The 19,843-nt window shown below is 64.1% G+C and carries 19 protein-coding genes; 9 read left to right on the top strand and 10 right to left on the bottom strand.

The genetic code is table 11. The annotated features are described in order from the left end of the window. The first annotated feature begins 14 nt into the window (after nt 1-14). The gene (locus tag VM99_18400; GenBank protein ID AKJ99948.1) at nt 15-863 is read left to right on the top strand and encodes a 3-hydroxybutyryl-CoA dehydrogenase; all 849 of its coding nucleotides are present in this window, start codon (nt 15-17) and stop codon (nt 861-863) included. Further along, on the top strand, nt 850-1,449 hold the full coding sequence (locus VM99_18395; GenBank protein AKJ99947.1) for a hypothetical protein: 600 nt from the start codon (nt 850-852) through the stop codon (nt 1,447-1,449). Before VM99_18400 ends, VM99_18395 begins: the two co-directional genes overlap by 14 nt. A gap of 23 nt (nt 1,450-1,472) precedes the next feature. Here VM99_18395 and VM99_18390 read toward each other — a convergent pair whose 3' ends face one another. Further along, nucleotides 1,473-1,931, bottom strand: coding sequence for a metallophosphoesterase (locus tag VM99_18390; GenBank protein AKJ99946.1), 459 nt, complete (start codon nt 1,929-1,931; stop codon nt 1,473-1,475). Between the two features lie 92 nt (nt 1,932-2,023). Here VM99_18390 and VM99_18385 point away from each other — a divergent pair, with 92 nt between their 5' ends. The 3 genes from VM99_18385 to VM99_18375 all read left to right on the top strand — a co-directional run bounded on the left by VM99_18385 (nt 2,024) and on the right by VM99_18375 (nt 7,723). Then, nucleotides 2,024-3,592 (top strand): diguanylate cyclase, encoded by a 1,569-nt coding sequence (locus VM99_18385; protein AKJ99945.1) that lies wholly within the window; start codon nt 2,024-2,026, stop codon nt 3,590-3,592. Between the two features lie 119 nt (nt 3,593-3,711). Next, nucleotides 3,712-5,712 carry a protease gene (locus tag VM99_18380; GenBank protein AKK01792.1) on the top strand — a complete coding sequence of 667 codons (2,001 nt, stop codon included), beginning with the start codon at nt 3,712-3,714 and terminating at the stop codon, nt 5,710-5,712. A gap of 271 nt (nt 5,713-5,983) precedes the next feature. After that, complete coding sequence (locus VM99_18375) at nt 5,984-7,723, top strand: dipeptidase (GenBank protein ID AKJ99944.1); 1,740 nt, start codon at nt 5,984-5,986, stop codon at nt 7,721-7,723. 63 nt (nt 7,724-7,786) lie between these two features. Here VM99_18375 and VM99_18370 read toward each other — a convergent pair whose 3' ends face one another. Continuing rightward, nucleotides 7,787-8,014, bottom strand: coding sequence for a hypothetical protein (locus tag VM99_18370; GenBank protein AKJ99943.1), 228 nt, complete (start codon nt 8,012-8,014; stop codon nt 7,787-7,789). 187 nt (nt 8,015-8,201) lie between these two features. Here VM99_18370 and VM99_18365 point away from each other — a divergent pair, with 187 nt between their 5' ends. From VM99_18365 to VM99_18350, 4 genes are read left to right on the top strand one after another with little or no spacing between them, the layout of a single operon-like run. Next, nucleotides 8,202-8,732, top strand: a complete 531-nt coding sequence (locus VM99_18365; protein ID AKJ99942.1) for a membrane protein — start codon at nt 8,202-8,204, stop codon at nt 8,730-8,732. 2 nt (nt 8,733-8,734) lie between these two features. Further along, nucleotides 8,735-9,097 carry an iron transporter gene (locus VM99_18360; protein ID AKJ99941.1) on the top strand — a complete coding sequence of 121 codons (363 nt, stop codon included), beginning with the start codon at nt 8,735-8,737 and terminating at the stop codon, nt 9,095-9,097. Nucleotides 9,098-9,118: 21 nt separating this feature from the next. Next, nucleotides 9,119-9,973, top strand: coding sequence for an FTR1 family iron permease (locus VM99_18355; GenBank protein ID AKJ99940.1), 855 nt, complete (start codon nt 9,119-9,121; stop codon nt 9,971-9,973). Then, nucleotides 9,961-11,322, top strand: coding sequence for a membrane protein (locus tag VM99_18350; protein AKJ99939.1), 1,362 nt, complete (start codon nt 9,961-9,963; stop codon nt 11,320-11,322). The genes VM99_18355 and VM99_18350 overlap by 13 nt, the downstream gene beginning before the upstream one ends. A 174-nt stretch (nt 11,323-11,496) precedes the next feature. On the opposite strand, the gene VM99_18345 is transcribed toward VM99_18350, so the two are convergent. The 8 genes from VM99_18345 to VM99_18310 all read right to left on the bottom strand — a co-directional run bounded on the left by VM99_18345 (nt 11,497) and on the right by VM99_18310 (nt 19,841). Beyond that, nucleotides 11,497-13,116 (bottom strand): chemotaxis protein, encoded by a 1,620-nt coding sequence (locus VM99_18345; protein AKJ99938.1) that lies wholly within the window; start codon nt 13,114-13,116, stop codon nt 11,497-11,499. Nucleotides 13,117-13,227: 111 nt separating this feature from the next. Further along, a complete protein-coding gene (locus tag VM99_18340) occupies nt 13,228-13,923 on the bottom strand; it encodes a radical SAM protein (protein AKJ99937.1) in 696 nt (231 codons plus the stop codon). Beyond that, complete coding sequence (locus tag VM99_18335) at nt 13,920-14,096, bottom strand: oxidoreductase (GenBank protein AKJ99936.1); 177 nt, start codon at nt 14,094-14,096, stop codon at nt 13,920-13,922. Before VM99_18335 ends, VM99_18340 begins: the two co-directional genes overlap by 4 nt. 30 nt (nt 14,097-14,126) lie before the next feature. Continuing rightward, nucleotides 14,127-16,142: a ribonucleoside-triphosphate reductase gene (locus tag VM99_18330; GenBank protein AKJ99935.1), complete on the bottom strand. Its 2,016-nt coding sequence runs from the start codon at nt 16,140-16,142 to the stop codon at nt 14,127-14,129. A 280-nt stretch (nt 16,143-16,422) separates the two neighbouring features. Beyond that, nucleotides 16,423-17,415 carry a molybdenum cofactor biosynthesis protein A gene (locus VM99_18325; protein ID AKJ99934.1) on the bottom strand — a complete coding sequence of 331 codons (993 nt, stop codon included), beginning with the start codon at nt 17,413-17,415 and terminating at the stop codon, nt 16,423-16,425. Between the two features lie 24 nt (nt 17,416-17,439). After that, on the bottom strand, nt 17,440-18,402 hold the full coding sequence (locus VM99_18320) for a peptidylprolyl isomerase (protein ID AKJ99933.1): 963 nt from the start codon (nt 18,400-18,402) through the stop codon (nt 17,440-17,442). A 10-nt stretch (nt 18,403-18,412) separates the two neighbouring features. Next, a complete protein-coding gene (locus tag VM99_18315) occupies nt 18,413-19,093 on the bottom strand; it encodes a nitrate reductase (protein AKJ99932.1) in 681 nt (226 codons plus the stop codon). Next, nucleotides 19,086-19,841, bottom strand: coding sequence for a nitrate reductase (locus tag VM99_18310; GenBank protein ID AKJ99931.1), 756 nt, complete (start codon nt 19,839-19,841; stop codon nt 19,086-19,088). Before VM99_18310 ends, VM99_18315 begins: the two co-directional genes overlap by 8 nt. Nucleotides 19,842-19,843: the final 2 nt, after the last annotated feature.

Below are 19,843 nucleotides of genomic sequence, written 5' to 3'. Positions count from 1 at the left end.
CTCAGGTATTGACTATGACCATGCATTACATTGCGGTGATCGGCGCCGGGACGATGGGCAGCGGCATCGCCCAGGTCTGCGCGAGCGCCGAGCACCTGCTGCTGCTCATCGACATCAACCAACAGGCGCTCGACAAAGGGCTTGGAACCATACGCCGACACCTGGACCGGCAAGTGGCCAAAGGTGTCCTGAGCCAGGACCAGGCCAGCGTGACCTTGCAACGCATCCGCACCTCGACCCGTTATGCCGACCTCGATGCCGTCGACCTGGTGATCGAGGCGGCCACGGAGAACCTGGCACTCAAGCGAAGCATCCTGCAGCAGATCGACGCTCATGTCCGTCCCGACTGCCTGATCGCCAGCAACACCTCTTCACTGTCGATCACCGAACTGGCCGCCGGCATCAGCCACCCGGAGCGCTTCATGGGCATTCATTTCTTCAACCCGGTCCCGGTGATGGGCCTGGTGGAGTTGATCCCTGGTTTGTTGACCAGCGAAGCAACCGCCGCCTCGGCCAGGGCACTGGTCGAACGCTTGGGCAAGACGGCCATCTTCACCGGTAACCGCCCCGGGTTCATGGTCAACCGGATTCTCATGCCGATGATCAACGAAGCCATTTTCGTGCTTCAGGAAAACGGCGATGCCCAGGCCATCGATACCAGCATGCGCCTGGGCTGCAACCAGCCTATCGGGCCTTTGGCACTGGCCGACCTGATTGGGCTGGACACGGTGCTGGCGATCCTCGACACCTTGCAGAGTGGTTTTGGCGACCCGAAATACCGCGCCGCGCCGCTGCTGCGGGAGCTGGTCGCCGCGGGGCTGCTGGGCAAGAAGACCGGCCGGGGCTTCCATGCCTATCGCTGAAGCCCGCGGTGGCTACGCGACCATCCGTGAACAGGCGGTGGCGTTATTCGTCAACAAAGGGTTCGGCCAGGTCGGCATGCGCGAACTGGCGCGTCACGTGGGCGTCGCGCCGGGCTCGCTGTATCACTATTTTCCAAGCAAACAACACTTGTTGTTCGACCTGATCGACGAACTCTACGAGGAACTGCACTGGCTGGTACGCAGCCTGGCGCCGAAAGTCGCAACCGGTAAACGCACGGTGCCGGACGTTATTCGGGCGCACTTGCAACTGCATCGGGAACGACCGTTGCAGTTCCAGTTGGCCTCGCACGGCTTCATCTACCTTGATGCCGCCCAGCAACAACTGATCAGCCACCAATACGCGCGATACGAGGACGCCTTCCTGCGCTTGATCTTCAGCGACGCCCTCCTCGCCCACCCGTCCTGCGCCGCGGCAGGACGTGCGATCACCCGGTTTCTCAACGGGCTGGCGGGCGTCCCTGGCGAGCAACCGCTCACCGATGACGCCTGGGTCAACCTGGTGGAGCGGATGATCGAGTGCTTCGAATCACGCTGCGCCCCGGCCGACGCAGCGTCGCGCCAGTAGCTGACCGCCCCTCTGATACAGCGTTACTCCAGCAGCGGAACAATCCGCGGCTCGATCCCGCTGGCGCAGACCTCCAGCAACGCCAATGTCACCGGCAGCTTGAAACGCCGTCGGCCGGCACTGCCGGGGTTCAGATACAGCCGTTCGCCGTGCCAGTCGATGCCCGGCTGGTGGGAGTGGCCGGTGATCACCAGCTTCACGCTCGGGTCGAGGGGCGTCGGCACATCGGCAATATCGTGAACCAACAGCCCCGCCCAACCCTCCAGGTCCAATTGCAGGCAATCAGCCAGATGAGCGGCCCAATCGGCCGCCAGGTCGTTATTCCCCCGCACCACCTGCAACGGCGCAATGGCCGCCAGTTGGTCCAGAATGTGCGGGCTGCCGATGTCGCCGGCGTGGATGATCCGTTCGCAGCCCTGCAACGCGGCTATCGCCTCGGGGCGGAGCAGCCCATGGGTATCGGAGATGACGCCAACTTTCATCCTGGCTCCCTTACAACGATTATTGTTCCGAATTCGAATAAGATAGGCTTCCAATAATAAATGCGCAGCCCGTCGTAAAAAGGAAAATGTTGATGCTCGGACGCAAACGGCCAGAGCCAGAGGTAGACAACTCTGACGAAGCCTTCTCGCCCCAGGCTGCACGGGCTGGAGCCGCGCTGCGGCTCACCGTGAGTTTCATGCTGGTGGTGGTCGTGGCGTTCCTGGCCGTTGAAGGCTGGCGGACGTGGCGTGATTATCGCGCCGCCTTTGCCGCCGCCCACGACTCGGTGACGAACCTGGCACGGGCTACGGCGCAGCATGCCGAAGACACCATCCGACAAGTGGATGTGGTGACCGCCGCGCTGAGTGAGCGGGTCGAAGGTGACGGGCTGCAGAACATCGACATCCCGCGCATCCACAAGCTGCTGGTCCAGCAATCCGCCATCATGCCGCAGTTGCACGGGCTGTTCATCTACGGCCCCGATGGCCAATGGCTGGTGACGGACAAGGAAGTGATCCCGGAAATGCCGAACAACGCCGACCGGGACTACTTCCAGTACCACCGCACCCACGAAGACCGCAACGTGAGAATCGGCGAGGTGATCAGGAGCCGCTCCACCAACGACCTGATCATCCCCATCTCCCGACGCCTGAACAACCCCGACGGCTCCTTCGCCGGCGTGCTGCTGGGCACCGTCAAGGTCAGCTACTTCGTCGACTACTACGGCGATTTCAAGATCGACGACAAGGGCGCGCTCGTCCTGGCCACACGCAGCGGGACCATCCTGGTACGCCGGCCCTTCTTCGCCTCGGTGGTCGGCAAGAGCCTGGTCAACAGTGTGATCTTCAAGAACTTCCTGCCCACCTCGAACCAGGGCGTGGCCGAGGCCAGGGCCGTGATCGATGACACCGAGCGGCTATACGGCTACCGGGCCCTGACCACCTATCCGCTGGTGGTGGAGGCCGGCCTGTCCCGGGAGTCGATCATCGCGCCGTGGCGTCGCGACCTGTTCAAGACCGGCCTCGTGCTGATTTTCCTGATCGCGATACTCGTCGGCTTCGGGCTCATCGTGCTGAGCCAGTTGCGCTATCGGATGAGCATGGAGAAGCAGATCCGCAGCGCTCACCAGACCATGCGCGACATGGCGCTGACCGACAGCCTGACCGGCCTGGGCAACCGCCGGCGCCTGGACAGTGCCCTGGCCGAGGCGCTTCGCCTGGCCAAGCGCCAGGGCTCGTCGTTGGCGATGATCATGCTCGATGTCGACTACTTCAAGCGTTTCAACGACAAGTACGGCCACGCCGCCGGGGACGATTGCCTGCGGGCGATTGCCGTGGCGGTCCAGAAAACCATCAAGCGCCCGGGGGATCTGGCCGTGCGGTACGGTGGCGAAGAACTGACCGTCCTGCTGCCCAACACCGACAACGCCGGGGCGGCCCAGGTCGCCCAGGCCATCCTGGAGGGCATCCGGGCGCTGGGCATCGAACACGGCGACCATCCACTGGGGCTGGTCACCGCCAGCGCGGGTGTGGCCACCTGCCAGCCAGCCATCGAGGACGTCACGCCGGCGATGCTGATCAAGGCCGCCGACGCCTTCCTGTACCTGGCCAAGAACACCGGCCGCAACCGCTGGTGCAGTGCGGCCACGGTACCCGCCTGATCGCCCGCGCCGCGCCGTGCATCGGTCCGCGCGCGGCAATCCGAAGTCCGCAGGTGCCGGCAAGGCGCCTGGCGGCTACAATGCTCGCTTCGACCGTGACCAGCCTGACTATAAAACCCATGTCCTTGCCCAAACATCATCTGGAATTGCTCAGCCCCGCCCGCGACGTGACCATCGCCCGCGAGGCCATCCTGCATGGCGCCGACGCCGTGTACATCGGTGGCCCGAGCTTCGGCGCCCGACACAACGCCTGCAACGAAGTGAGCGATATCGCCCGGCTGGTGGAGTTCGCCCATCGCTACCACGCCCGGGTGTTCACCACGATCAACACCATCTTGCACGACAACGAACTGGAGCCGGCCCGCCAGTTGATCCACCAACTGTACGACGCCGGTGTCGATGCGCTGATCGTCCAGGACTTGGGGGTGATGGAACTGGACATCCCGCCGATCGAGCTGCACGCCAGCACCCAGACCGACATTCGTACCCTGGCGCGGGCGAAGTTCCTCGACCAGGCCGGTTTCTCGCAGCTGGTGTTGGCCCGTGAGCTGAACCTGCAGGAAATCCGCGCCATCGCCGACGAGACCGACGCGGCCATCGAATTTTTCATCCACGGCGCCCTGTGCGTGGCCTTTTCCGGCCAGTGCAACATTTCTCACGCCCAGAACGGTCGCAGCGCCAACCGCGGCGACTGCTCCCAGGCCTGCCGCCTGCCCTACACCCTCAAGGATGACCAGGGCCGGGTGGTCGCCTACGAAAAACACCTGCTGTCGATGAAGGACAACAACCAGAGCGCCAACATTCGCGCCCTGGTGGAAGCCGGCGTGCGCTCGTTCAAGATCGAAGGGCGCTACAAGGATGCCGGCTATGTGAAAAACATCACCGCCTACTATCGCCAGCGCCTGGACGACGTCCTCGAAGACCGTCCGGACCTGGCCCGCGCCTCCAGCGGCCGCACCGCGCACTTCTTCGTGCCCGACCCGGAAAAGACCTTCCACCGGGGCAGCACCGACTATTTCGTCAGCGAGCGCAAGATCGACATCGGCGCCTTCGACTCGCCGACCTTCACCGGCGTGCCGGTGGGCGTGGTGGAAAAAGTCGGCAAGCGCGACATGCAGGTCGTGACCTTCGACCCACTGTCCAACGGCGATGGTCTCAACGTGCTGGTCAAGCGTGAAGTCGTGGGCTTTCGGGCCAACATCGCCGAGCCCAAGGGTGAGTTCGAAGAGGACGGCCAGAAGCGCTACCGCTACCGTGTCGAGCCCAACGAAATGCCAGCGGGCCTGTATCAACTGCGCCCCAACCATCCGTTGAGCCGTAACCTGGACCACAACTGGCAGCAAGCGCTGCTCAAGACCTCCTCCGAGCGCCGGATCGGCCTGGCCTGGGTCGCCCGCCTGCGCGAAGAGGGCCTAGAGCTGACCGCCACCAGCGAGGAAGGCATCAGCACCCAGGTGGCCCTGGACGGACCGTTCGGCGTGGCCAACAAGCCGGAGCAGGCCCTGGAGCAGCTGCACGACCTGCTCGGCCAGTTGGGAACCACCGACTACCACGCCACGTCGATCAAGCTGGACGCGCCCCAAGCGTTCTTCATTCCCAACTCGCAGCTCAAGGCATTGCGCCGTGAAGCCATCGAGGCGTTGACCACGGCCCGCGTCGCGGCTCACCCCCGTGGCGGCCGCAAGGCCGAGACCAACCCGCCGCCGGTGTACCCGGAATCGCATCTGTCGTTCCTGGCCAACGTCTATAACCAGAAGGCCCGCGACTTCTATCACCGCCACGGCGTCAAACTGATCGACGCGGCCTTCGAGGCTCACGAAGAAATCGGTGAAGTGCCGGTGATGATCACCAAGCACTGCCTGCGCTTCTCGTTCAACCTGTGCCCCAAGCAAGCCAAGGGCGTCACCGGCGTGCGCACCAAGGTGGCTCCGATGCAACTGATCCACGGGGATGAAGTGCTGACCTTGAAGTTCGACTGCAAGCCCTGCGAAATGCACGTGGTGGGCAAGATCAAGGGCCACATCCTTGACCTGCCATTGCCAGGCAGCACCGCAGAGCCAGTGGTCGGCTACATCAGCCCTGAAGACCTGCTCAAGACGATTCCTCGCGCCCCGCATTAAGTAATGCCGCAATGGCCTGTGGGAGCGGGCTTGCTCGCGAAAGCGGTGTCTCTGTCACACAGATGTCGGATGTGCCGCCGCCTTCGCGGGCAAGCCCGCTCCCACATGGGCTGCCTACCCTTGTTTTTCATTTCTGCGCCGTTTTTGCCTGAGTGTGCGACAAATCCCACCTCATAGACTCCCCGCCCGCTGACCTGCAGTGTTACGTTGCGTAGTTGTTTCGCCAATGAAACATCTTCCTTCAACTCCCTGCAAAGGAATGCCCCCAGCAATGGACTTTTCGTTCAAGCACCTGGCCGTGACCACCCTGATGCTGTCCAGCCTCGCCGCGATCACCACCCCTGCCTTCGCCAATATCACTGCGCAACAGAGCGCTGCCATCGTCAAGACCTTCTCCGACAGCTCGGTCACCGACTTCCGTCAATTCCTGGCAACCGTCGGCAAGAGCGACGCGGCAAAAACCGCCGGCCTCGCCCCGGCCATCGACGGCTTCCTCGGCAACAAAACCCTGACAGCCGAACAACAGAACGAAATCCATCGCCTGCTGGGTATCTACGCGCGGGTGAAATATGGCGCCGCGGCCACCGAAACCCTGAAAGAGCTGGTGGCGATCCCGACCTACCGCAAGGAAGGCGTGGCCCAGCACGAGAACCCCGAGTTTCTCAAGATCGCCGAGAAGATCAAAAGCCTTGCCCAGTCCTTCAACCTGAACTTTCGCAACGTCGACAATCGCGTCTACGAGATTTCCCTCGAAGGCAGCGGCGACGAGGTCGTGGGCATCCACGCCCATGCTGACGTCGTGCCGGTGACGCCGGAAAACTGGGTGTTGAAAGATGGGACCCGGCTCGATCCGTTCAAGGTGACCCTGGTGGGCGACCGCATGTACGGCCGCGGCACCGAAGACGACAAGAACGGCATCGTGGTGGCGCTGTATGCGATGAAAGTCATCAAGGAAGAAAACCTGCCGCTGGCGCGCCATTTCAAGCTGCTGGTGGACACCACCGAGGAAACCACCGGCGACGCGATTCCTTATTACTTCGAGCACAACCCGACGCCCAACTACAACCTGGCGCTGGATGGCGGCTACCCCGTGGTGATTGCCGAGAAAGGCTACGGCACCGTCATGGCAAACTTCGCCCGACGCGAGGCTCAGGGCAAGGGCGCGCAGATCACCGCATTGACCGGCGGCCTGGCGACCAACCAGATCCCGTCGACGTCGGTGGCCACCTTCGTCACCGACCAACCCGCCGAATTGGCAGCCAGCCTGCTCAAGGCCGGCACCGAGTACGCCAAGGGCAATGGTGGCAACTTCGAGGTGACCAGCCAGGTCGTCGGCAAGGATGTCCAGTTGACCTTCACCGGCGTTTCCGCGCATTCCTCCGAGCCCGAATCAGGCGTCAACCCGGTCGCGCGGATGCTGGGCTTCATCAACAGCCTCGACGGCAAGGTCGCGCTCAAGCACAACCACATCACCGATGCGGCCCGCTACGCCGCCGACAACTGGGGCCTGGACTACCTGGGCAAGCAACTGGGCATCGGTTTCTCCGACGCGTTCATGGGCCCGCTGACGGCGTCGCTGACCTATGTCGGGATGGACGACAAGACCTTCAAGCTGGCGGTCAACCTGCGGGTGCCGGTGGGTAAATCCACCGAGGCGCTCAAGAGCGAGATCGCCGGCAAGCTGGCCGACTGGAGCAAGCGGACCCATGTCGCGGTGGCCTTCGACTATTCCATCGACGAGCCGATGTACCGCAACCCTGAAGGCGAATGGGTCAAGGCGTTGCTGGCGGTGGCCAGTGAAAACCTTGGCATGGAACACAAGTACGGCACGTCCGCCGGCGCCACCTCGGTCCATGATCTGCCCAACGGCGTGCAATTCGGGCTGGCGATGCCGGACGTCAAGTACACCGGTCACAACGACAACGAGTTCAAGACGGTCGAGCAATTCCTGCTGGATTTGCAGATCGTGACCGAGATGATGGGCCGGGTTGGCCAGCTGCCGAAGCTGTAACCGGAAGTCAGGCCTGCGGGCCTTGTGGCGAGGGAATTTATCCTCTAGCCACAAGGCTCCAGTTTACTTCTCCGGGTGCTTTGCAAACTCATCCACGGTTTTGTCGGTGATGTCAGTGAGTTCCAACCCCCAATCCCCATGCAGGTACCAGTCCTCGCCGATCATCTCGGCCGGGTGCATGGTGCGGTCGGCGCCGTTGCCACAGGCCAGGGCCGTTGCCGCGCAGTAACGGTCGCAGCCCCAACAGATGCGCTCCGGGTGCTTGGGACTGAGGGGAAAGGGCTTGGCCATGGGGACCCCGCGGACAGATGGGTGTACCTGCACCCTAGCGCCTCGGGCCCGGACCGACCTTGATTTCGATCAATAAGCGCCCGGGCATCCGCTTCGCACAATCACGCTGAAAATTGACAATAATCATTATTATTCGCAGCAAAGCTTCCTAGACTCGCTCATCTCTTACGCCGTCCAGGAAGTCACCATGCGTACCCTCGCCCCGCTGTCCCTCGCCTTGCTGTTTCTCGCACCGTTGGCCCAGGCCAAGGAATACCCCATCGGCGAACCGCAACTGTGCCCGGGGCTGGAAGTCGGTGCGGTCTACCTGCAACCGATTGAAATGGCCCCCGCCGGGATGATGCGCGCGACCGCCGATTCCGACGTCCACCTGGAGGCCGACATCCGCGCCACGGCGGACAATCACCAAGGCTTCCAGGAAGGCAGTTTCGTGCCCTACCTCAACGTATCGTTCCAGTTGAAGAAACAAGGCAACGACACCGAACTCAAGGGTGATTTCCATGCCATGGTCGCCAATGACGGGCCGCACTATGGCGACAACGTCAAGCTGTTCGGCCCCGGCAAGTACCAACTGACTTTCACCATCCTGCCGCCGGGCGGCCATGGGTCCCTCGGCCGCCACACCGACAAGGAAACCGGTGTCGCCCCGTGGTTCGAGCGCTGTGAATTGCACTACGAATTCGTCTACGCCGGGATCGGTAAAAAAGGCGGGTACTGAAGATGGATCGTCCATGCCGCGGACGGCTACTCACCCGCCGTCGACATTTGGCCGGGTGGCTGCTGGCGGGCCTGATGCTGCCGTCGATCGCCCATGCCGAGTTACCCACCTACGAGCTGAGCATGCGTGACGGCCATTTCACCCCGCCAGTGCTGCAAGTGCCGGCCGGGCAGCGCTTCAAGATCGTGTTGAAGAACGTGGGCCAGGGCCCGGCGGAATTCGAGAGCACGCCGCTGCGGGTGGAAAAAGTGCTGTCGCCGGGCGTCACCACCTTCGTGGTGATCCATCCCCTGCGGCCGGGGCACTATCCGTTTTTCGACGAGTTCAATCCGCAACTGCCCGAGGGCGGGATTCTCGCCCAGTAGTCGCCCGCAGGAGACACGTGCATGACTCAATCGATGTTTATTGTCTGGCGCGAAAGCGTCGAGGCGTTGCTGGTGATCGGCATTCTCCAGGCCTGGGTCAGCCAGCAACGCCAGGCCAGGTCGTTACTGCGCTACGTGTGGGGCGGCGCCGGGCTGGGCCTGCTGCTGTCCGGTGTGCTGGCCGGGCTGATCATGCTGGCGGGCGAAGCCATGAGCGGCGCGGCCAACGAATGGTTCCAGGCGGCCCTGGCGTTGCTCGCCAGCGGGCTGATCGTGCAGATGGTCGGTTGGATGCATCGCCATGGGCCGATGCTCAAGCGTGACCTCACGCGCCACGCCGACCAACGCCTGGGGCGCCAGGGTGGGCTGGGGTTGCTGATGCTGGCGTTGCTGGCGGTCAGCCGCGAGGGCAGCGAAACGGTGGTGTTCCTGTATGGCGCCGGCGCCCGCCTGCAAGGGCCGTCGCTGGGCCTGTTCGCCGTTGGCGCAGTGGCGGGCCTGGCGCTGGCGCTGCTGACCGTCTCGTTGTTGCACGGCAGCCGCCGGTTCATTTCATGGCCGCGGTTCTTTGCCATCAGCGAAGCGATTCTGTTGCTGCTGGGCGCAGCGCTGCTGGTCAGCGGCATCGAGCGCGTGGGCGGGCAATTGCTCGCGATGGACTGGCCCGAGGCGGTGTATCGCGGCATTGGCGACGCGCTCTGGGACAGCAGTGCGCTGCTGGACGACGGGCACGGTCTGGGTGGCTTCCTCGCTGATTTTACCGGCTACCGGGCCAGCCCCAGCGCGCTGACCTTGTTGGCGTGGCTGGGTTACTGGGGCCTCGTCGCCGGTTGGTTGCGGCCACGCAAAGCGGACGGCCTTCCATGCCCGACGTAAACCCCTGGCTCCAGCGCCTCGGCGACGGCATGCGGCGCCATGGGGCAACGATTCGCGCAGTGCAATGGGCAGTGGTGCTGTTCTACGCGGTGTTGCTGGTGGTGCCCGCCTTCTCGCCCTTGCCCGGCAGCCAGGCGCGCCTGTTCGATAACCTCACGCTGGTGGCGCAGTTCCTGTTCTGGGGGCTGTGGTGGCCGTTTGTGTTGTTGTCGATCGTGCTGTTCGGCCGGCTCTGGTGCGGCGTGCTGTGCCCCGAGGGAGCCTTGAGCGAATGGGCCAGTCAGTACGGCAAGGGCCTGGGCACGCCACGGGCGTTGCGCTGGGCCGGCTGGCCGACCCTGGCGTTCTGCCTGACCACGGTCTACGGGCAACTGATCAGCGTCTATGACTACGCCCAGGCGGCGCTGTTGATTCTCGGCGGCTCGACCGTCGCGGCGGTGATCGTCGGGCTGCTGTTTGCCCGAGGCAAGCGCGTGTGGTGCCGCTATCTGTGCCCGGTCAGTGGCGTCTTCGCCCTGCTCGCGCGCCTGGCACCGCTGCATTTCCAGGTGAACGAGCAACGCTGGCTGGAGAACCCCGCGCCACGTCGTCCGCCGCCCAATTGCGCACCACTGCTGGACATCCGCCGCCTACGCGGCGCCGCCGATTGCCATGCCTGTGGGCGTTGCAGCGGCCAACGCGACGCGGTGCGCCTGATTGCCCGCTCCAGCAACGAGGAAATCCTCCACTCAACGGCCGACACGCTCTCGCCATGGGAACCACGCCTGTTGTTGTTCGGCGTCATCGGCCTGGCGATGGGCGCCTTCCAGTGGACCGTCAGTCCCTGGTTCATAGCCCTCAAGCAACACCTGGCCGAATGGCTGGTCAGCCACGATCTGACCTGGCCACTGCGGGACAACGCGCCCTGGTGGCTGCTAACCCACTACCCTCAACTCAACGACAGCTTCAGTTGGCTCGACGGCTTCTGCATCGTCGCGTACCTGGGCATGAGTGCGCTGGTGATCGGCACGTCGCTGACGCTGCTGATGCGCCTGGCCGCGTGGTTCTCGGGGGATTCCGCACAATATTGGCCCCTGGCCATCACCCTGACGCCTCTCGGTGGTGCAGGCCTGTTCCTCGGTCTGTCGGCCACCACGGTGAAGCTGCTGCGCTATGAAGGGCTGTTGCTCGAATGGGTGCAGCCAGCGCGCGCCGCGCTTTTACTGGCGGCGATCGCCTGGAGCCTGTGGCTGGGTTGCAAACGCCTGGAATCGACGCCCTCACCTCGACGATGGCCCGCCATGACCTGCCTGGCATTGGCCAGCGGGTGGGTGGGCTATGGCTGGTGGTTGCAGTTTTGGGGGTGGTGATACAAACCCTGTGGGAGCGGGCTTGCTCGCGAATGCAGTGTATCAGTGATGCATCGGCAACTGAGAGACCGCTTTCGCGGGCAAGCCCGCTCCCACAGGGTGTCCGCAGTGTGTCGGTGATGCATAGGTCACTGAAAGCATGCTCCCACCGAGGGGCCGTGATGCCCCACCCCGCTATACCTTGAAGCGCGCCACCGTCTGGTGCAGCGAGCCGGCCATCTGGGCCAGGTCCTGGCCTGCGCTGTCGGTGTGCCGGGCGCCGAGCAGCACCTGCTCGGACAGATTGCGGATGCCCACCAGGTTGCGGTCCACCTCGCGGGCCACCAGGGCCTGCTGTTCCGTGGCGCTGGCGATCATCAGGTTGCGCTCGTTGATCTGCGAGATCGAGCGAGCGATTTCATCCAGGGCCTCGCCGGAACGTTGGGCCACTTGCAGCGTGGTCTGCACCAGCTCGCTGTTGTGTTGCATGGCCGTCACCGCGTGCCCGCTGTCCTCGCGGATATTGCCGATCATGTCCTCGATTTCCCGGGTTGAATCCTGGGTACGATGGGCCAGCGCCCGGACCTCGTCGGCCACCACGGCAAAGCCGCGGCCGGCATCCCCGGCCCGAGCAGCTTCAATGGCGGCGTTCAGTGCCAGCAGGTTGGTCTGCTCGGCCACGTTGCGGATCACGTCCAGCACCGAACTGATGTCCTGGACCCGCCCGGCCAGTTGCTGGATCCGCCCGGAGGTGTCCGTCACGCCGTCCGCCAGCGCAGTGATGGAGGCGACCGTTTCCTGGACTTGCTCACGGCCGCGCTGGGCGGTGCGCTCCGACACCCGCGAAGCTTCGCTGGTGCTCACCGCGTTGCGCGCCACCTCGTCCACGGCGGCGGTCATCTGGTTCACCGCCGCCGCGGCCTGTTCGATTTCCTGGCCCTGCAACTGCAAGGTGCTGTTGGTCTGGCTGCTCACGGCACTCAACTCTTCCGAGGAACTGGCCACCCGATCCACCGACGCCGCGATGTGCCGGACCATGCTGTTGAGGCTCTGCTGCATGTCGTGCATGTGGTTCATCACGCTGTCGTTGGCGCCGACGCCCACCGGCACCCGGATCGTCAGGTCGCCCTGGGCGATGTGGCTCAGCACCCGCGCCGCATCGTCGGGCTCCCCGCCCAAGGGCCGCGTCACGCTGCGGGTCACCAGGATCGCGACACTGGCGACCACCGCCAAACAGGCCAGAACCAACGCCAGCATGTTGCGCCGCGCGTCGCTGTAGCGCGCCTGGGCCTGGCGTTCGCGCTCGACAAAGACCTTGCCCTGCATCGCCATGATCCCTTCGAGGCTCTTGTACACCTCCTGCTCCGCCGGGATCACGCCTTGCTTGAGTTGCTTCATCGCCTCATCCGTCGCGCCCTGGCGGATCAACGCCTGCACCTGGACGAACGCGGCGACGTAGGCCTCGCGGCGCTTCTTCAACTGCGCGTATGCCGCCTGGCCTTCGGGCTGGTCGAACAACGGTTCGAGGGTGGCAAAGGCCTGGGTGATGCGTTGCCGGGTGGCGTCGATGGACTGCTGGACTTGCCCATTGTCCTTGTCGATCAACAAGTCACGGGTGTTCCTGGCGTTATCGCGCACACCGGTGGCGATGACCATGATCGGGTCGATCTTCGGCCAATCCTGTCGCACGATCTGCTCGGACTGGTCGCGCAGCATCGCCAGGTCGTTCAAGGCGTACAGCGCCAGGGCGATCAAGGCCAATGGCGCGATGGCAAAGCCGATCACGATGCGTTGGGCGGTGGTGAGTCTGGTCATGTCAAATGCTCCCTGTTCAACTACCTGCCGGCTGGCAGCGCATTTGAAAACCAAAAAAAGGAATGGCCCGGTGGTTCCGGGCCGCGGTGAATCGTGCCCTGCAGCGGTCGGTCAACTGCGCAACACGAACGCGGGGAACAATTCGCGCATGGCGGCCCACAGCTCGGGTTGCAAGCCTTGTGCCGAGACGCTGGAAAGATGAGGGTCGAGCATCCGCGCAGTGCGTACCAGCTGCACGGCAAAGCGCCTGACGCCACGTTCGCTCAGGCGCCGGGCCAGGGTCAGCAGCCGCTCGGGATCGAACAGGTGCCAATGCACCGTGGTGCGACATTCGTAATCCACGCCGCTTTCGAGCAAGTGGTCAAGGCTACGCCAGTTGGCGCTGCCGCTGCCTTCGACGCGGGTCACGTCCAGGGCATCCTCGGGCAGGGCCTTGATGTCGAACCCCACCCAGTCGGCTTGCCCGACCACCTTGGCAAAGGCCGCCGGCTTGATGCCGGCACTGTGCAAGCCGATGCGAAACCCCATCTGCCGAACTTCGTCCATGGCCGAGGCGAGGCCGTCCTGCAAGGTCGGTTCGCCGCCGCTGAACACCACGGCGTCGAGCAGGTCCTGGCGGCGTTGCAGGAACGCCAGCACGCGGCACCAATCCACTTCCTCGCTGCCACGAGGCGGGATCAGTTGCGGGTTATGGCAATAACGACAACGCCAGGCGCAGCCCTGGCAGAACAGCACGCACGCCAGTTGGCCCGGGTAATCGAGGGTGGTCAGGGGCACCATGCCCCCGACCCGCAGCACTCGACTCATGGACGCCCGGCCGCGCGTTCGGTGAAGTGCACCCGCTCGCGATGCTCGGACTGCTTGCCGGGGTTGAACGCCGCCACCGGACGGTGATAGCCCATCACTCGGGTCCAGACTTCACAACGTTGACGTTGCGCTTGCGCGACAGGGGTCTGTGGGGCCGTGCTCGATGCATTCATGGTAAAGCTCCTTGCGGTCGATGGATCGGATCAGTGGACGCTGCCGGCCTGTTGCTGTTGCAGCAGCAAGGCCTCGTCGCATTTGGGACAGAACTCGTGTTCGCCGGCCAGGTAACCGTGGACCGGGCAGATGGAAAAGGTCGGCGTGATGGTCAGGTACGGCAGGCGGAAGCGCCCGAGCGCCTTGCGCACCAGTTGCTTGCAGGCCTGCGTGGAGGAAATCTGCTCGGCCATGTACAGGTGCAACACGGTGCCGCCGGTGTATTTGCACTGCAGTTCGTCTTGCAGTTCGAGGGCCTCGAACGGGTCGTCGGTGAACCCCACCGGCAGTTGCGAAGAGTTGGTGTAGTACGGCGCCACCGGGCTGCCGGCCTGCAGGATGTCGGGGTAGCGCTTGAGGTCTTCCTTGGCGAAACGGTACGTGGTGCCTTCGGCAGGCGTGGCCTCCAGGTTGTAGAGGTGGCCGGTTTCCTCCTGGAAGCGCAGCAGCGTCGCACGCACGTGGTCCAGCAGCCTCAGGGCGAAGGCCCGGCCCTGTTCGGTGTGCAGGCCCTGCTGGTCATCAGTGAAGTTGCGCAGCATTTCGTGCAGGCCGTTCACGCCGATGGTGGAGAAGTGGTTGCGCAAGGTGCCCAGGTAACGCTTGGTGTAGGGGTACAGGCCGGCGTCCATGTGGTGCTGGATGACCTTGCGCTTGACCTCCAGGCTTTCCTTCGCCAGCTCCATCAGGGCATCGAGGCGTTGCAGCAAGGCACTGGTGTCGCCCTTGTACAGGTAGCCCAGGCGAGCGCAGTTGATCGTCACCACCCCAAGCGAGCCGGTCTGCTCCGCCGAACCGAACAGGCCGCCACCGCGCTTGAGCAGCTCGCGCACGTCCAGTTGCAAGCGGCAGCACATCGACCGCACCTGGTTGGGTTGCATGTCCGAGTTGAGGAAGTTCTGGAAGTACGGCAAGCCGTAGCGTGCGGTCATCTCGAACAGGCGGTCGGCGTTTTCGCTGTCCCACGGGAAGTCATGGGTGATGTTGTAGGTCGGGATCGGGAACGTGAACACCCGCCCTTTCGCGTCGCCGGCCTGCATCACTTCGATGTAGGCGCGGTTGAGCAACTCCATCTCCGCTTGCAGGTCGCCATAGGCGAACGGCATCTCTTCACCGCCGATGATCGGGATCTGCTCGCGCAGATCTTGTGGGCAGACCCAGTCGAAGGTCAGGTTGGTGAACGGCGTCTGCGTGCCCCAGCGCGACGGCACGTTAAGGTTGTAGATGAATTCCTGCAACGACTGGCGGACCTCATCGTAGCTGAGGTTGTCCTTGCGCACGTAGGGTGCCAGGTAGGTGTCGAACGAGCTGAACGCCTGGGCGCCGGCCCATTCGTTCTGCAAGGTGCCGAGGAAATTCACCATCTGCCCCAGGGCGCTGCTCAGGTGCTTGGGCGGCCCGGCCTCGACCCGCCCCGGCACGCCGTTGAGGCCATCGTGCAGCAGCGTGCGCAAGGACCAGCCGGCACAGTAGCCGGCGAGCATGTCCAGGTCGTGGATGTGCAGGTCGGCCTCGCGGTGCGCCTGGCCGATGGCCTGGCTGTAGACCTCGTCGAGCCAGTAGTTGGCGGTGACCTTGCCCGACACGTTGAGGATCAGCCCGCCGAGGGAATAGCCCTGGTTGGCGTTGGCCTGCACGCGCCAGTCTTCGCGGTCGAGGTATTCGTTCATCGACGTGGCGACTTCCACCAGCGTGCGGCGATCCCGGCGCAGGCGACCATGCTGCTCGCGATAGACGATGTAGGCGCGCATGGAGAGGAAGAACCCGGCGTCCATGAGCACCCGCTCGACCCGGTCCTGGATCTGCTCGACACTCAGTCGCGTTTGCCCTTCCAGACGCGCCAGCACCGCCTCCAGCAACCCTTCGGCTTGCGCCTCGGCGTACTCGCCGGTGGCCTTGCCGGCGGCGATCAAGGCCTGGCGGATCTTGTCCGCGTCAAAGGCCACCACGCTGCCGTCGCGCTTGTGCAGGCGGTTGCACCCTACTGAGATCAATGTGCTTTGCATTTGGGCTCCAGACACTACATATAGGCTTTTTTAATTCATAAAACACAATATGCAGTGAAGGGTACGGGTGAAAGGTGGGTTTGCAATTGATTGATGTCAAGAATCGGGAGAAGGCCTGAAGAACAATTTTCGGGGCCTTGCGATGAGGGTGAATCAGTGTGCGAGGCAGTGGATGTACCGGCCCCTTCGCGGGCAAGCCCGCTCCCACACGGGATCTTCAGTGAAGTTCCTGTGGGAGCGGGCTCGCCCGCGAAGGCGATGGCATAAGCGACGAGTATCCTCACCCCCCACTCATGTTCATGAACCGCACGACCTGCACCTCGCCACCGGGGTTGAAGTCGTGGCGCTGGGGTTTGCCGCGCAAGGCCTGTTGCACCGCCTGGATCAATGGCAGGTCTTGCAGCGGATAGCGTCGTAGCAGGCCGCGCAGGTCAAGGGAGTCCTCCTGCCCCAGGCACAGCAGCAAGCGCCCTTCGACCGTCAGGCGCACGCGGTTGCAACTGGCGCAGAAGTTATGGGTGTTTGGCGAGATGAAGCCGATCCGGGTGTCCGGATGCCGCTCCAGGCGCACATAACGCGCCGGCCCGCCGCTGCTTTCGGCGCTGTCGAGCAAGCGATGCCGGCTGGCGATCGCGGCCCGCACCTCGTCGCTGGAACAGAACGACTCGCCCCGGGAACGCCCCACCTCCCCCAACGGCATTTCCTCGATGAAGCTGATGTCGATGCGTTGGTCGATGGCGTAGTGCACCAACGCAGGCACCTCGTCGAAATTGCGCCCCTTCATCACCACGCAGTTGAGCTTGACCCGCTCGAAACCCGCCGATTTCGCCGCTTCAATCCCGGCCAGCACCTGGTCGAGGTTGCCGTTGCGGGTGATCGCCCGAAACCGCTCCCCGTCCAGGCTGTCGAGGCTGATATTCATGCGCTTGACGCCAGCATCGACCAACGGCCGGGCCAGTCGCCCCAGCTGCGAGCCGTTGCTGGTCATCACCAGCTCACGCAGGCCGGGCAAGGCCGCGATATCGCGGCACAGCCCGACGATGCCCGGACGGATCAGCGGCTCGCCACCAGTCAGGCGAATCTTCTTCACCCCCAGCCCCACGAACAGCCGCGCCAAGCGCTGCAACTCCTCCAGGGTCAACACCTGCTGACGGGGCAGGAACGTCATGTTTTTCGCCATGCAATACACACAGCGAAAATCACAACGATCGGTCACCGACATCCGCAGATAATCGATCTGGCGTCCAAACCCGTCCTGCAACACGGCGTTCATGGTTATCCCCTGGTTGACCCGGTGCTACTGCACCAGCGGCGAATCGGCACCCTGCAGACGAATACCGCGGATGTCCGCCGCACCGATCAGGGTCTGCAGGTATTGCACCAGCGCTTTTTGCCAGACGCCTTGCTGCAACTGGGTACGGATCGCCGTCGCCACCGCCTCGTAGGGCAGCGGCTGGCCGTCGATGCGTTGGTCGACACTGATCACGTGCCAGCCATAGCGACTTTCCAGCGGCTTGCTACACAGCCCCGCCGGCAAGGCAAACAGCTGGCGCTCCAGCTCAGGCACCGTCTGGCCCTTGCTGATCTGCCCCAGCGACCCGCCCTGCTCCTTGGACGGACAGGCCGAGTACTTCTGGGCCAGCTCGGCAAAGCTGCCTGGGAACTGATCCAAGCGTTCCAGCAGCAGCTCGGCCTGGACGTGGGCGAGGCTGCGAGCCTCGGCATCGTCCGGCGCGCATTCGAGCAGGATGTGCCGCACCGCCAGCAACGGGGCGCTGTGAAAGCGCGCCCGATTGCTGTCGTAATAGCGCAGGCAGGTGGCCTCGTCACAATGCGGCACCTGCACCTCCTGTTCGAGCAACAGCCGCGTCGCCGCTTCCTCTTCGTTTTCACCGGCACCAACCTGCAGGGACAGGCCCAGCTCGGCGATGCGCTGCTGCAGCAACTCGCGGATCACCAAGGCCCGCGCCGCCTGGTAGAGCGCCTCTTCGCGGCTTCCCGCCGGGTGATACTGCAGCTCCTGGGCCATCGTCTGCGGGGTGATCGAAACCCCGTTGACGCTGATGATCGGCCATTCCTGTTCACTGCTGGCGATCAACTCGGCCGGGGCCTCGTCCACCGCCACCGGCGCCGCCTGGGCCGGTGCGTACTGCACCGGTTCGACCTCGGCCACCGAGGCCGTCATCGGCGCGGCCTTTGCCGAAGAGCCGCAGCCGCCGCTGCCGCCGTTACCGCCACCACATCCGCATCCACTGGCCATGATCGCCTCCTCAGAACTTCTGCCGAACGATTTGATAACGACGTCCCAGGTACCAGACCGGCGCACTGATGATGTGCACCAGACGGGTGAACGGGAACAGCACGAACAGGGTCAGGCCCAGCACCACATGGAGCTTGTAGACCAGGCTCACCGGCGCGATGGAGGTCGCGGCTTCCACCGGACGCAACAGCACGGTGTTCTGTGCCCAGTCCGCCAGCATCACCATTACCGAACCGTCCATGTGGCCGGTGGAAGCGACGATGGTCAACAGGCCCAGCACCAGTTGCACCAGCAGTACCACCAACACCAGGATGTCCGAGGTGTTGGACGTGGCACGCACCCGTGGATCGGTCAGGCGGCGGTTGAGCAGCATCAGCAAGCCGATCAGGCCCAGCACGCCGAAGAAGCCACCGGAAACCATCGCCAGCAACTGCTTGTGCTCGGTGCTCAGCACATGGTGGTAGATCGCCGCCGGCGTCAGCAGGCCGACGAAATGCCCGGCCAGCACGAACAGCACGCCGACGTGGAACAGGTTGCTGGCCACGCGCATGCCGCTCTTGTTCAGCATCTGGCTGGAACCGGCCTTCCAGGTGTACTGGGACAGGTCGAACCGTGCCCAGCTACCGATCAGGCAGATCGCCAAGGCGACATACGGATAGACCCCGAACAACAACAGATCCCATTTAGACATTGCCCACCTCCCCGGCCGGCGCAACGGCCTGCCCTTCATGCTGAAAATCCACCCAGTGCAACGGCACCGCACTTTCTTCCCTGGCCTTGCCCGGCGCGCTGGGCAGCGAACCGCAACGGTCCTGCTGCTCGGCCTTCAGGAAGTCCACCGCCTCTTCCTCCCAGATCCGGTCCAGGGCTTCGAGGGAGTCATCCCTCGGCTCGGCCTTGACCTGCTCACGCAGTTCGGCCACCGCGCCCTGGGGCTCGGCCCCGGCGATTTGCAACAAGGCCCGGAAGCAACTGGCATAGGCGCTTTCACGCTCCTCCAGGCGCGCCGCGAGCAAGGCCAGCAAGTGCGCGACATCGGCCAGCCCCTCGCGGGCCTCGAGGTCCTCGCGGGTGGAGAGGTATTCCAGGTACAGCGGGATGTAATCCGGCAGCTCCTTGACGCCGATGGCGAAACCGGCCTCTTCGTACTGGGCCATCATGTCCACCATGGCCTGGCCCCGGTCACGGGACTCGCCATGGACATGCTCGAACAGCAGCAACGACAGCGACCGACCGCGGCCGAACAGCGCGCCGTAGTGCTCCTGGCCGTCCATCAGGTCCTTGGCGCAGATCACTTCCAGCAGCTCGAACAGACCGGCGCGCTGGTTGGGACTGATTTCCCGCGCCTGGAGGATCGCCTCCTCCAGCTCGTCGCGACCGGCCACCAGGGTCTCGGTCGGGTAGTCGAGCAACAACGAAATCACCTTGAGAATGCGCATGG

The organism is Pseudomonas chlororaphis (genome assembly GCA_001023535.1).
Lineage (GTDB): Bacteria > Pseudomonadota > Gammaproteobacteria > Pseudomonadales > Pseudomonadaceae > Aquipseudomonas > Aquipseudomonas chlororaphis_E.
This window is presented reverse-complemented; position numbering and strand designations above follow the sequence as displayed.

Excerpts from the sequence above, each read along its gene's own strand:
- VM99_18400 (AKJ99948.1), top strand. The coding sequence starts at position 15 with ATGACCATGCATTACATTGCGGTGATCGGCGCCGGGACGATGGGCAGC.
- VM99_18320 (AKJ99933.1), bottom strand. The coding sequence starts at position 18,402 with ATGGCCAGTGGATGCGGATGTGGTGGCGGTAACGGCGGCAGCGGCGGC.
- VM99_18380 (AKK01792.1), top strand. The coding sequence starts at position 3,712 with ATGTCCTTGCCCAAACATCATCTGGAATTGCTCAGCCCCGCCCGCGAC.
- VM99_18350 (AKJ99939.1), top strand. The coding sequence starts at position 9,961 with ATGCCCGACGTAAACCCCTGGCTCCAGCGCCTCGGCGACGGCATGCGG.
- VM99_18315 (AKJ99932.1), bottom strand. The coding sequence starts at position 19,093 with ATGTCTAAATGGGATCTGTTGTTGTTCGGGGTCTATCCGTATGTCGCC.
- VM99_18335 (AKJ99936.1), bottom strand. The coding sequence starts at position 14,096 with ATGAATGCATCGAGCACGGCCCCACAGACCCCTGTCGCGCAAGCGCAA.
- VM99_18310 (AKJ99931.1), bottom strand. The coding sequence starts at position 19,841 with ATGCGCATTCTCAAGGTGATTTCGTTGTTGCTCGACTACCCGACCGAG.
- VM99_18390 (AKJ99946.1), bottom strand. The coding sequence starts at position 1,931 with ATGAAAGTTGGCGTCATCTCCGATACCCATGGGCTGCTCCGCCCCGAG.
- VM99_18340 (AKJ99937.1), bottom strand. The coding sequence starts at position 13,923 with ATGAGTCGAGTGCTGCGGGTCGGGGGCATGGTGCCCCTGACCACCCTC.
- VM99_18325 (AKJ99934.1), bottom strand. The coding sequence starts at position 17,415 with ATGAACGCCGTGTTGCAGGACGGGTTTGGACGCCAGATCGATTATCTG.
- VM99_18365 (AKJ99942.1), top strand. The coding sequence starts at position 8,202 with ATGCGTACCCTCGCCCCGCTGTCCCTCGCCTTGCTGTTTCTCGCACCG.
- VM99_18330 (AKJ99935.1), bottom strand. The coding sequence starts at position 16,142 with ATGCAAAGCACATTGATCTCAGTAGGGTGCAACCGCCTGCACAAGCGC.
- VM99_18375 (AKJ99944.1), top strand. The coding sequence starts at position 5,984 with ATGGACTTTTCGTTCAAGCACCTGGCCGTGACCACCCTGATGCTGTCC.
- VM99_18345 (AKJ99938.1), bottom strand. The coding sequence starts at position 13,116 with ATGACCAGACTCACCACCGCCCAACGCATCGTGATCGGCTTTGCCATC.
- VM99_18355 (AKJ99940.1), top strand. The coding sequence starts at position 9,119 with ATGACTCAATCGATGTTTATTGTCTGGCGCGAAAGCGTCGAGGCGTTG.
- VM99_18395 (AKJ99947.1), top strand. The coding sequence starts at position 850 with ATGCCTATCGCTGAAGCCCGCGGTGGCTACGCGACCATCCGTGAACAG.
- VM99_18360 (AKJ99941.1), top strand. The coding sequence starts at position 8,735 with ATGGATCGTCCATGCCGCGGACGGCTACTCACCCGCCGTCGACATTTG.
- VM99_18385 (AKJ99945.1), top strand. The coding sequence starts at position 2,024 with ATGCTCGGACGCAAACGGCCAGAGCCAGAGGTAGACAACTCTGACGAA.
- VM99_18370 (AKJ99943.1), bottom strand. The coding sequence starts at position 8,014 with ATGGCCAAGCCCTTTCCCCTCAGTCCCAAGCACCCGGAGCGCATCTGT.